Source organism: Parapedobacter brassicae (assembly GCF_051400755.1).
In the GTDB taxonomy this organism is placed as follows: Bacteria; Bacteroidota; Bacteroidia; order Sphingobacteriales; family Sphingobacteriaceae; genus Parapedobacter.
Genome location: NZ_JBLFFL010000008.1, coordinates 31,960 through 44,648 on the forward strand (window position 1 = coordinate 31,960; position 12,689 = coordinate 44,648).

The 12,689-nt window shown below is 46.6% G+C and carries 10 protein-coding genes; 1 reads left to right on the plus strand and 9 read right to left on the minus strand.

The window, feature by feature from the left end; translation table 11 throughout:
* Positions 1–173: 173 nt before the first annotated feature.
* The 8 genes from ACMGDE_RS17640 to ACMGDE_RS17675 all read right to left on the minus strand — a co-directional run bounded on the left by ACMGDE_RS17640 (position 174) and on the right by ACMGDE_RS17675 (position 9,453).
* Positions 174–536, minus strand: a complete 363-nt coding sequence (locus ACMGDE_RS17640; RefSeq protein WP_436834147.1) for a hypothetical protein — start codon at positions 534–536, stop codon at positions 174–176.
* A gap of 3 nt (positions 537–539) precedes the next feature.
* Complete coding sequence (locus ACMGDE_RS17645) at positions 540–1,187, minus strand: hypothetical protein (RefSeq protein WP_436834148.1); 648 nt, start codon at positions 1,185–1,187, stop codon at positions 540–542.
* Between the two features lie 295 nt (positions 1,188–1,482).
* A complete protein-coding gene (locus tag ACMGDE_RS17650; RefSeq protein WP_436834149.1) occupies positions 1,483–2,049 on the minus strand; it encodes a hypothetical protein in 567 nt (188 codons plus the stop codon).
* A gap of 411 nt (positions 2,050–2,460) precedes the next feature.
* Positions 2,461–4,158, minus strand: coding sequence for a hypothetical protein (locus ACMGDE_RS17655; RefSeq protein ID WP_436834150.1), 1,698 nt, complete (start codon positions 4,156–4,158; stop codon positions 2,461–2,463).
* A gap of 72 nt (positions 4,159–4,230) precedes the next feature.
* Positions 4,231–5,184 carry a hypothetical protein gene (locus ACMGDE_RS17660; RefSeq protein WP_436834151.1) on the minus strand — a complete coding sequence of 318 codons (954 nt, stop codon included), beginning with the start codon at positions 5,182–5,184 and terminating at the stop codon, positions 4,231–4,233.
* Between the two features lie 59 nt (positions 5,185–5,243).
* Entirely contained in the window at positions 5,244–6,206 is a 963-nt protein-coding gene (locus tag ACMGDE_RS17665; protein WP_436834152.1) for a toxin-antitoxin system YwqK family antitoxin, read from the minus strand.
* A 298-nt stretch (positions 6,207–6,504) separates the two neighbouring features.
* Positions 6,505–7,233, minus strand: a complete 729-nt coding sequence (locus ACMGDE_RS17670) for a response regulator (RefSeq protein ID WP_436834153.1) — start codon at positions 7,231–7,233, stop codon at positions 6,505–6,507.
* Positions 7,234–7,236: 3 nt separating this feature from the next.
* Positions 7,237–9,453, minus strand: coding sequence for a sensor histidine kinase (locus ACMGDE_RS17675; protein ID WP_436834154.1), 2,217 nt, complete (start codon positions 9,451–9,453; stop codon positions 7,237–7,239).
* 438 nt (positions 9,454–9,891) lie between these two features.
* Here ACMGDE_RS17675 and ACMGDE_RS17680 point away from each other — a divergent pair, with 438 nt between their 5' ends.
* A complete protein-coding gene (locus ACMGDE_RS17680; protein WP_436834155.1) occupies positions 9,892–10,275 on the plus strand; it encodes an HU family DNA-binding protein in 384 nt (127 codons plus the stop codon).
* 462 nt (positions 10,276–10,737) lie between these two features.
* Here ACMGDE_RS17680 and ACMGDE_RS17685 read toward each other — a convergent pair whose 3' ends face one another.
* A complete protein-coding gene (locus ACMGDE_RS17685) occupies positions 10,738–12,582 on the minus strand; it encodes a DNA polymerase III subunit gamma/tau (RefSeq protein ID WP_436834156.1) in 1,845 nt (614 codons plus the stop codon).
* Positions 12,583–12,689: the final 107 nt, after the last annotated feature.

Sequence of the window (12,689 nt, forward strand, 5' to 3'; positions counted from 1 at the left end):
AAAATGCCCCGGGAAATTACGTACAGATACTTCAGCAGGTCACCACCATACAAACCGGAGCGGACAGGGGTATTCTCCGCACATTGGGGATGCATACCGATATTTCCCCTATCAAAATGGGCGGCACACCGGCAGATCTTATATCCCGGAGCATTCAGCAAGGTTGGGCGTGATTACCTAGGGTCATACATGTGAAAAAAATACGCCCTGTAATGCCCCACCCTATCCGCTGAGGTAAAGCAATTCCAGCCATAGTAACCTTCGTGTGCTTCCAGACAGACCCGTATCCAGCAGTCTTTCCCTTCTATCCAGTAAACCGCAGGTTCCACGTCTTCGGGGGAAGCAAGGTCAACAGCGGTTTCGCGCTCCCGGAAGTCGTCGTAAAAAGCCATGAAATGCTCGGGAGAGAAGTTGAGCTGCAACTCCGGTAGACCTGTTGAAAACAATTGCAGTAAGCCGTATACACCGGCGTAGTTACCATAGACTACCTGCAAGGTGGAGGTATCGGGCGGTGAGGGATATGTGTATGTAGCCATCAGTCAATCTTTTTGCCGTTGTTTGCTATCGCGTACCATGCGCGCAAAATCACGGAGGAAACTATCGGGGTGTTTAGCGATGAACTGCGAGATGGATTCGTGGGTCCCGGCTCGTTGTACCAATTCCTTCCAATCGGCATAGAGTCCGTCCAAATCCTCGCCTTTCGCCTTGTTTACCGCATGGATCAAATCCAGTAGGGCATTCATCAGTTTGCCGTCGGCGACGCCTTTGTCGGGATAGTAGAATAGCAGCCGACCGGGTTCCGGCCCTGAGAAATCTACGGCTATTGCCCCTGTACCGTCAGCTGAAACAGGCAACGGGTAGATGGAGGCGACGGTGGAGAAGTCGACCGTCTTATCGATGATTTCCAGCGGCTTCCCCTGTTTACTGAAAACGGCCCGGTAGCGGAACGTCCTATCGCCCACCGCGCTGAAATTGTCACCGGCAAACCCCAGCCGGATGGCATCTTCGCCCGCGCCGTACCGGCTACCGCTGGCCTGCCGTTGCAGTGTGTTTATGCTGTTCGCCAGCGAGGTCAGTGTATTCTGCTGGTTTGGGAGGGTGTTGCTGTTTGTACCTGCCCCGAATGCAGAAACGACGACCAGCAAGCATAACACCCCACACTTTACATCAGTCCAATTCATGCGCATGTTTTGCTCCGCGGGATTGGAGTATTGTGTATTTTCAAGATCATTTGTAAATACCTATTGGATTTTTCTTTGTAACGATTGATTTCTTTTGATACGTAGTCTATTTCGGATTCTCATAGCATACCGTCTCACCATTTTCAAGATAGCAATACGGCTTCACTTTGTTTTGAGGTGCGGGCGGTTCTGCTGGCTCACATGAACTAAATCCAACCATACTAACACAAAAAAATGATAAAAGCATAACCCTGAATAGAATTTTCATATTTATCTTGTTTTAATTTATTTGTAGTAAATATCATTTTATTCCCTTCGCCATGCGTATGATGGCCGCCACCACCATATCAGCCTTTTTCTTTCCTTCATCGCCAATGCAGCGCAGCGTAAACTGCGTGCCGTCACCTTTCGGATTTCTTTCGGTGACCTTGCCCGCTTCCCCTTCGCGGTGGGACAATACAACCTCTTCGCGCTGGTGGTACTGCGTCACGGGTATGTAAAGCTGATGGATGGAGCCTTCAGGATGCATACGGGTTATATCCGCGATGGAAGCGACGGAGTCATCGTGTAAAATATCCTTGTAGTACAGTGTGGAGGTCGTGACGTCTTCGTAGTATTTCTGACCCGAATCAGTCATCACACCCGAAAAAACGAGCTTTTCTTCCAGCCGATCGGGATAAAATGTGTAGGTATAGTCCCACACCATCTCTACCGGATCTTCGGCGGCCAGTTGCCTATCGGAAAAATGGAGATAGGTGTTGCCGTATTGGTTTAGCCGTGCAAGGGTCTCGTCTGTCGTCTGGGCCTGTAACAGAAAAGAACATGCGTGAACGGCAATCAGCGTAAACAGCACGTTTTTTTTGCTCATATACTTAAGTGGGTTTGATGACATTAATAACAAAGATAGGGTGGGCGATAATCAATTAAACAGAAACAGAAACCGATTGACCGTTTTCTACCCGTAACGTCAATGAAAGGCATCCATTTTAAGGTGAGAAAGATGTTTTCTACCTTTTAATCCAGCTATTTTTACTAAATAAATTATCATTCCATATGTTTGTGAAGCAAGTTAAACAATCAATCACTGTGAAAACATAATGCGTTGTCATGAAGCAGCCACCTATCGGAAGTCAGGATAGAGAACGCGCGGAAAGTCTCCACGTTGGTTGTTGTCGTGTGCCCGCGAATGATATTTAACGTCAAGAATATTATCAGAAGCATTGTCTTCATACGTTTTCGTTTTTAATCCCTAATAATGGGGCACATTTAGAGAAATCACTTAAAAAAAGGATCTTACTTGCTTAATATTATCCCGTACGCCCTTGGTGATGTTATACGATATCGCGATAAAAAATCCGGGCCTGTAGGATTTTGTTGTCACATTGTCCGGTGTGTAGGTGTCGGAGACCGTCTGTCCCACACGATAGTCCTTATTTAGTGTGGGCAGATTTCTGAATGATACTCCACTGGTTAGTGAAGCACGCTCGTATTTTCCTACAATCAAGCTGCCTCCTAGAAAAAAGTTATCGAAAGTAAATGTGCCCTCACTCGCGCTTATGCCTAAGCCTATACTCAACCCGCCTGTCCAATGGTTTGAGCTACGGTAACTAGTCGTAAAGAATCCCACAAATGACGGCGTGAACAGCGACTTATCTTGTTTGGTTATTTTCTTGTTTCCGAGGGAATCATATTGAAGATCGTAGGCATAGTTGCTACTATGAAAGCTACCGGATACTCCAACACTCAGGTCAAGCCTGACGCCGTGTCTTGTAAACTCCCGGTGTGTAAATTGACGTTCGTTGTAGAACAACGAATTATCTTTTTCTTTCTTTGAGATTTTAACATCAAATACGATAACATCCTTAGTGGCTTGGATAGGATTTGAAACATATTCAAATATCGACTTGCCTGCTACGTTATCATTTAGCAGATGGTGTATTTGCATCATTTCACCTTTTATCTTATCAAACCCGATCTTATCGACTTGTTCCTTTAAGGCGACCACTTCCGTATGCTGATGATCAGCTATGTATCCTAATTTTATGACACCTCCATAGTTGAAAAGCTTTCCCAACTCGGGGTTGGATTTCAATGCCTGATATAAGTTTTGAAATTGCCGGGTCTTGATGTTGAAATCGTGCATGATATTTTTATGTTGGTCAAACATCGTGTGTACAGCATCCAGTTTGGCTTTGATCGCCAGCATGGAATCTAAGGGCAGTATAGGCGAGTTGATAACCGTGCGCACATATAGATAGGTTTCACCAAATTCAATGAGCTGTCTGTGAAGTTTCGACAACTGTAGGTAAAGGATGGTGAGCTCTCGTTGTACCTCGAAATGGAACGGGAGGTTTGCGGCAAAGTTGGCATTAATGACACTGTCCTTATTGAGCAATGTATCGAATCGTATTTCTTTGTTATTTTTTATCGAATCCAATGCTTCTGAGATACTTTTTAAATAAGATGCGTTGGCCCCATTGATCTGCTTTAACAGGTCACCATTTTTAAGTCCACTGGTGTCGTCACTGGTTAAAGGCGGAGGGGTGGCCAAGGGAGGGGATGCGGTGGATTCAGCCGACTGCAGCTGTTGCGCGATTTGTTCCCGTTCTTCGCTGTTTATCAATTCATAAAGGCCTTCTAAATCACTATATCCGATGACTGAGTCTGCGGCGGTGATCTCCACTTTATAAGCCAATCTATTGATGTTTTTAATTTTGAAAACGACCGGTTTGTTTACTTTTATCTTCAGATTATTGCTGTTATACAGCCCGGTTCGGAAATCGTATTCAATCAAGTAGGTATTGGTTCGAGTGGTGTCGACACCTCTGTTGATTTTCGCACCTTTAATTGTGGTGTTGGAGTTAGAACCGGTCGTGTCGTTTTGATTATTTGGAGGTGTTGGAGCGTCTTGGGCTTGAGTTGCCATAACATACATCACAAACATCATAAAACCACAAATAGGAAGTGCCTTTTTCATATCGATCTGATTTTAGCTAGCCTGATGAAGTTATAGAACAAGGGACTCCAGTTCGATGGATTTTAGACGTCTTTACTCATACGTTGTCTTGTCCATCTGTGACAATGCTGTGATTAGCTGTTTGATTTCGTCTGTGTCTTCTGCCATAATATAAAGATCAATAGCAGTTGTTAAAAGGTCCTCTTCGATGAAATCATCATCAGAATATTCTTCTTTTGCTTCGTCCATTAAAGAAGAGATTTTGACTGTGTACCTGTAGTTCTGTATCAGTTCAGAAAAATGAATCTGTAGAAGTTTTAAATCTTCATTAGCTGGGACTTCATTTACATTGATTGAATGCAACGCGTACCAAGGGATTTTTGATGCTGTAAACAACTCCGGAGTACTTGATTCCGTTCCCTCGAAATGACTAGTATCTGACCTCATATGAATGCGTTCCTGCTTCTGCCAATAAAGTTCATTTTTGAGAATTTGCGTGAAGCTTTCACCGTATACATCCAATTCATATTCTATATTTTGGCCAACGGTCTTCTTTAATAGCTTGTTAAGCTTAGTGATTTTGGGATTATTATCGGAGACTTCAGTCAAAGACGGCTTTAGTGTATGCCAATCTAACCCCGATAACGCCGCGCCGGAATTTGCAGCAACAGTCCTTAGCGAATTAAGTAATCCGGTGAAATCAGTGCCTATTTTAGGGACAAGAACAAACTGTTGACCAGCCACACTCTTAAGAGCTATAGCGGGCATTGTCGTTTTTCCGAAGTTTGATGGTCTCGGATATTGGATTCTAAAGATATCCGTCAAATCTTTCCAATCAGCGGTCATCGAGCTGCTTTTCCCTGTCAAACGAATTGAATTCTTAGTAAAATCCTTAGTGTGATTTTGATGTTCTTCAGGAGTCATTTCTTCGTAATAAACGTAGACAAAATCTTCTGTATGTTGTTTCAAGTAATCCAAGTTGTTTTGGCTTTTTACTGTTGTCCACAGTAATATATATAAGATCGTTATTGGAAGCATTTTTTTCATAATTGCTTTTTTTAGGGTGTGGGAGTATTGTTCTCTATATTAATCTGTAAGGATATTTGTTAATCCCGAAATATCAGCTTCAATCCAACAAAGGGCAATAGCGTTTTGGTCGATATAGGCTTGGCATTAAATGAAAAGGATCCGGCTTCATCGGTATAATAAGACGAATTCACCTCTTTTTTTATTAAAAGGTAGTTTAACCCACCGATAAGGCCAATGCCAAATTCATCAGACAAGTACATTTCCAATCCTATCGTACCTTTGACACTAAACATGGGTTCCGCAACGAAATCGTCAAATGTTCGTTGAACAAAATTGTCACTTCCCTTTTCGCTCGAATTGTTGAAGAAGCCCATGTTTACACCCGCGTCCCAAACCACGTTAAACCCGTTATAGGGTCTGTTGGTCCAATCTAATGGAATCTCACCTTGAAAGCCGGCTGTTGCCGATAGGTTCGATATTGTTCCCATAGAAACGATGGTGCTGTCCCTGGGATATTCATTGGGTATATCAGTCAAAACACTTTTGTCTTTGTACGCAACTTGGTAATACGGTAAGTCAATCCAGCTTGCGCCGCCACCGATGTAGCCTCTAAAGGTTGGCGTTCCAAAGGTGTATCTTAAAAGCGCTACACTAAAAGAGGCTTGATCATATTCACCTTCTTTTTGGAAGAAAATATTGGAGATACCCTCTATTTCAAATTTGCCGATATCGTTGTCGGAGGGTATGAGTTCACCATGTGCGAAGGTATTCGTACCTATATAAACGCCACTTTCATTGAAAAAACGCCATTTACCATGCTTTTTGTCGCTTTTGAATTTACCTACCGCATTCAGATTTCCATTTTTGTGATATTCTTTCCATTCGCCTTCCCGTTTGAGGTTGATCATTGGGCCTTCAGCGAGAAGTTGTCCACTATTATAATAATAACGTTTGATATTACCCTCTTGTGCATTGGCGACCAAGTGGATAAAGGCAAATACAATGATCTGAAAGAGATCGATTAGGTACTTATTTTTCATTTCGTTTTTTTCAGTTTGAAGTAGAATGCTTGTCTATTCTTTTATTCAGTGGATGAGTGAAATGGGGTGGCTAAAAGTACTCACAAGTGAGTATTTTCTACCGCCTGGTTTCCGGCTTTTGGGCACGTTCTTTACACCGGCTATTTTTCATGAAAGCAAATTTTAAGTTGAATTTATGGACGACGTTAATTACACCAACAACACAAAACTTTCAATAACCCGGAAGAAATCATAGCAATAGTTTCCGAACAGGGCTGTCCGGTTTCCCAACGCTGATAATTTGATTCCCTTGGGGCGGTTAGCGAATAAATTGGATTTTGGAAAAGAAGTCGGCTTCATACGATTGGCCGATAGGCAATACAATGCCGTTTATGATTACGGTATTATGGTCGATAGCCTCCACAGCAACCGTGTTAATCACGTAAGAGCGGTGAATACGGACGAGATTCTCATGGGAGATTCTTTCCTGTAACTTATTCAGGGGTTCGGATAGCGTAACACGCTGCTGCCGGGTATACACATGGCAATAACTGCGATCTGCTTCCAGATACAGCAGGTCTTCCAGTGCCAACTTTTCGAAGCGCCCGTTTTCTATCCGGATAAAAAAATGATCGATTGGTTTGGGAGCATGCAACGCAGGGCCGTCCCGTTTTTCCCGATGCCGGGTAACGGCCAGTTCTATTGCGCTGTGAATATCGCGCTCACGGAAGGGTTTGGTCAGGTAGGCAGAAGGCCGGGTTTGCTTGGCGCGCTCCCACATCTGAGCGTCGGCATAGGCCGTCAGGTAAATCACCGGCACGGCATTCGTTTGATTAATCCGCTCTACGGTTTGTATACCATCCATTTTACCTTTTAAATGGATGTCTGCCATAACGAGGTCAGGCTCAATATGTAAGCATTTCGCAACTGCTTCTTCGCCGTTGTCAACCACCGCGGCCACTGCGTAGCCAGCCGATTCGAGCCGGGCAGCCAGATCTTGGGCAACAATGGCCTCATCTTCGATAATTAAAATTCTCACACTTTCCATTAGCTACGACTTAGGTACTATCAAATCGACCGATGCACCACCACCCCCCTCCCACCTGATCGTTGCCTGTAATTGGCGCACCAGTTCGGCTACGAGCTTCAGGCCAAACGACGGTGAACTCGTGATATCAAATCCTTCGGGCAACCCGGGGCCGCTGTCGGCAACCGTAACGTGGTAACCATCCTCCCGGTTATAAAGCCCTATCGACAATTGATCTCCACCCTTTTTCCCGATGCCGTGTTTCAGTGAATTAGTAACTAACTCATTAATAATCAACCCCAGCGGCACTGCGGTATCGATATCCATCAAAACGGCTTCGACGTCGATCTTCAGTTCGATATCCGCAACGCCAAAGCCATACACGATATGCTGGAGCAGATCGTGTATATAAGCTTTCATGTCCACGCCGGTGATATCCTCATGCTGGTAAAGTTTTTGATGGATCAATGCCATTGACTCTACCCTACGTTGGCCTTCTGCAACCGCTTGCCTGGCCGCCCCTTCTTCCATTTTAAGCGATTGTAAACTTAACAGGCTGCTTATTACCTGCAAATTGTTTTTTACCCGATGATGCAACTCACGGATGAGGGTTTTGATGCGGTCGTTTTTTTCTTGCAGGATCAGGTTGCTTTTCCGCCGTTGCAGGTTGCGGCTGTAAAGAAGTGCTATCGCCAATATCAGGACGGCTAAGACCGTCAGCCCACCTCCCCGTATCAGCCGATTCATCTGGTCATCGGTTTCCTGAATCTTCTTCAGATAAGCGATTTCCAAATCACGTTCCTTGACGTATCGTTGGGCTTGTATGTTGCTGATATCCCGCATTTGCCGGATGTTTGCGATGGAGTCTTTGATGCTGTAGAATGTTTTTAGCGCACCTGCATATGCCCGGTAGTTCTCTTTCCGGTAGAGCCAGTCGGCGTAGTATTGATAATGATAATAACCTGCGACAGAATACTCCCGCTGGTTCAGTTCTCCCGCAGCACGGTCAAAATAAACTCGTGCACGCTCATCATATCCGTTAAGGGCATACGCATGGGCAAACAACGTGGTTAACGACAAGGGAAGCACAGCTCCTACATACTTGGATTTCAATATTTCCAAACTCTTAAGCATTGCCGGGTATTGCGCGTTCATTTCATTCCACAGCGCGCGGGCAAGAAAATAGTTTATGGATGGGATATCCGTCTCGGGAAGCGGAGCAAAATACGCGCGGCAAGAATCCAGCAATTCGCCTGTCAACCGTTTGCTTCCTGCAAATGCCTCAATCACTGCCCGGTCTGAAACCAACATACCCAGACTCCTGTTGTTCAGTATCCCGGTTTTACGTTTGCGGGCCAGTAGTGTCGCTTCAATGACTTGATACATGCGCCTCGCGCTCGGTATATCCATCAATACCAGGTTCAGCCGCATCAAATCCAAGTAGATGGTAAAATCCGGTTTGGCAAATGTGAAAAAGGTCTGATCGTGAAAATGCTGTTTAATCAGCGACGAATCTTTGGATAAAGGGATGAGCTGTTCCAGCGCTGCCACTAACTTTGCCGGATTATTCACATAGGCGATGTGGGCTGCCGAATAAGACGAAGTAAAAAGCGCTGTTTTGTTGGTTAATCCTTTGGAAATTGCCTGGGCTTTCCAGGCGTATTCCAGTGCCCCGTTTACCGAATCTGCTTGCTGTTTATATAATAACTCGGCTTTGAGCGCATACAACATGGCTAAATTTAACGAGTCTTGCTGGGCTGTGCATACCTGTATACCCACCCCTGCGAACTCATCCGCAAGGTCTGGCGATCCGGCTTGCATATAGGCATGTACGCTATATACCATGGTTTGACGGAAAATGATATCCTGGATATCCCCTGCGTTTCGCTGAAGCTCACGGACGATTGCCGCTGCCGAATCCCGAAAGGGATAGACCAACTGGGCAACTTCATATTTATTGGTTAACAGCGCGTGCATCCATTTGCGGCGGTTCATTGGGCGGACGATGGCTATCAGCCGGTTTGTATACTTCATCCCGACGACAGCGTCGTATTCTTCCATTCGGTCGATCACCGAACACGTGGACTGAAAACGTTCCTCATTAAGCGCGGATGCGGTCAACCGGTCAAATTTCGCTATCAACGTTTCTTCCAACCGCTCCTGGGCTGTTACGATCTGGCTGCATATCAATAAGCACCAGCAAAGCACCGTATTATGCAGCCCTCTACTAATTGCGCCCATGATGTATAATGCAAGCAAGCTTATTCATGATTGACAACAGCCAGCCTTAAGTTGATTTGGCTAGCTTACCGACGAATATAAAAAAGAATTTGCAGCGGAAAGAAAAATTATTCTTCTTCCAACATCTCAGGTTGCCTATCTGGATAAACACCAGCATGTAACGGTTTATCAGGCCTCTGAGTGTCTGGGCATTCCGGTAGCGGAAATTTCCCGCTTCATGCACCGATCCTGACCCAGACATCCGGCAAAGGGTTTGCCGGGACAGCGAAAGATTTTATGGGAAAACCGTGGCGGTCGATTGCCGCCACGGTTTTTTTTGTACTAACCCGCCCGCCAAAACCGTCAATCCCGCCAAAACCGCCAATTCCGACAGAGCAGTTTGCAAATCCATAGATCTTTGTCTTGATATTTATTTTTTAACATTTTAATTTTTTAACAATGGCAATTAAGTACAACATTCTGGAAATCGGTAAGCCGGGGGACCCGGACGCACCGAAGAAGTTCTATGCACGGCCGGTCCATGCCGGCGAGATCACACTTGAAAACCTGGCGGCAGACATTTCGTACTCCTCATCGCTCACCGAGTCCGATGTCTATGCCGTATTGCAGAGCCTCGTGCGCGAAATCCCCCGCAACATCTCACACGGGTATATCGTACGCCTGGGCAATCTCGGCGCATTCCGTCTGGGCAGCAACAGCACGGGAAGTGAGACCGAAGAGGAGGTGACCGCGGGCAATATTTTCCGCAAGCGCCTACTGTTTTACCCCGGCAAGCATGTCAAAGCGGTGATCGATGGTTTAACTTTCGAGAAAAACCGGTAAAACGGATTCCGCAAATCGGATTCCCCAGCCGCCCCGATGTTCCGGGGCGGCTTTTTTTTGTTAAAAATCACCAAAAATGACGCTTGGTCACTTCAGAAACCGACTTCGGAGCGTCCGAAAAGTCTCCGAAGCCGGTTTAAAAACTTGCTTCGGACACTTCCGAAAGTGACTTCGGAGGTTTTTTGAGGATACTTCGAAAGCACGTAAATATCATATAAAGAAACATTATTTCCGATTAATAAGGTGGAAATAGCCGCAGTAGGTGCACCGGTATGCAGCACCAGGTCGGCTAGGGTCTCTTCAGGCGGGCATTCTCCCTGCGGAGCTCGGCCACTTCATCACTGGTCGCTTCACGGGTCTGGTCTCCCTCCCACACCGGAAGAAAGACAGCAGTTTTTGACAAGCAAATAGCCGTTTCGGCGCGACGGGTTGCAGAGGGCCTAGACGGCCGGGACATTTTAATTATTCCAACCCCAGGTTGAACGTTTTACGCAATACATCTAGCGTTGGGTTTTTCGCCGCCATGGCTTGATATTTTTCTTGAGCCGTATAGGGTTTGCGCGCTACATCGTTGGTCACTTGCTTGGGTACCAAGTCGATGGCAAAATTACGAAGCCTCGCCCGCAGCTCATTGAGGATATCAATCTTGGAGGTATTCAACAGCTCCTGCTGGATGGGATTTTCCACCACAACCCCTACTTGGGAGCCAGACAACAGTTCGGGCGGATTGGCGGTCATCAGTGTAAACAGGTTGATCTTGTTTTCCGCTTTCAGCTTATCGGCAAATGCATGCCAATGCGTTAGCAGGTCGTCGTAGGTGAAGGATTCACGCTCTTCCCCCGTGAGCAACTTGGGTTCGTCCGCTTGCGGAGCAGCCTGCTTGTCTTCGAAAATTTTAGTCAAATCGGGGATGACATTGCCGAGCTTCACCTGACCCCAGGAACGTTCGGTTGGTGTGGCCGGTGATGGGGGATCGGTGGCCGGTGATGGGGGATCGATGACCGGGGATTGCGGACTGGGGGACTGGGGCGATATGGATGCCGTAGCCACTTGGGCAGTTCCTTCAGGTGGTGTAGGCCGTGCAGTTGACGCAACCGGCGCGGGGGCCGCGGCTGGTGCCGTCGGCGCTGCGGCTGCTATGGATTCACTGGGCTTTTTTTTTTCGGCCACCTGCATCGTGACTTGGGCGGCCCCATTCTTTGCCAGCTGGATCGCCGAGGCGACATGGCACATCTTCAGCAAAGCCAATTCTACTTGCAGGCGTTGGTTTTTGCTGGTGCGGTAATTCATTTCTGATTGGCTGGCAATATTGAGTGCCGAGAGTAGCAAACCAGCGGAGACCTGCTGGGACTGCTGGAGATAACGCTGGCGGATGGTCTCACTCGTGTCCAGCAATTTCAGTGTAGCAGGTTCCTTCGCGACCAGCAGATCGCGGAAGTGCGAACCCAGGCCGCTGATGAAATGGCTGCCATCAAAGCCACGCGACAGGATCTCATCGAGAATAAGCAAGGCCGAGGGTGAGTCCTCCGCAATGATCGCGTCGGTAAGCCGGAAATAATAGTCGTAATCCAGCATATTGAGGTTGTCGATCACCGCTTGGTAGGTGACCTGCTTATTGGCGAAGCTGACGATCTGGTCGAACATCGACAGCGCATCGCGTAACCCGCCATCTGCTTTCTGGGCGATGATATGCAAGGCATCCGCATCATAGGACACGCCTTCTTCCTTTGCAATAGCGGCCAAGTGACCAGCCATATCGGCAACCTTGATGCGGTTGAAATCAAAAATCTGGCAACGGGAAAGTATCGTGGGCAGTATTTTGTGTTTTTCGGTGGTTGCCAGAATAAAGATCGCGTAAGCAGGTGGCTCTTCCAGCGTTTTCAAGAAGGCGTTGAATGCTTGCTGCGACAGCATATGCACCTCATCGATGATGTAGATCTTATACTTGCCGGTTTGCGGCGGTATGCGTACCTGGTCGATCAAATTGCGAATATCATCCACCGAGTTGTTGGATGCGGCATCCAACTCGTGGATACTGAATGAATTGCCATTCAGAAACGATTTGCAGCTTTCGCATTGGCCGCAGGCTTCAATATCGTTGGTCAGCTGGCTGCAATTGATGGTCTTCGCCAAAATACGCGCACAGGTGGTTTTTCCGACACCCCTGGGTCCGCAGAACAAAAATGCCTGGGCGAGTTGCTTATTCTTGATCGCATTCTTGAGGGTAACGGTAATATGCTGCTGACCAACCACCGAATCGAACGTGGCGGGCCGATATTTGCGGGCCGAAACGATAAAATTATCCATCGGTACGAAGATAGGGATTTCGAGTGAAACGGTGCAACAAAAGCCGAACGTCCGCGACTGTTAGGTATAACACGTGTAACAAATTTAACGGAGTTATGGAATAGGCG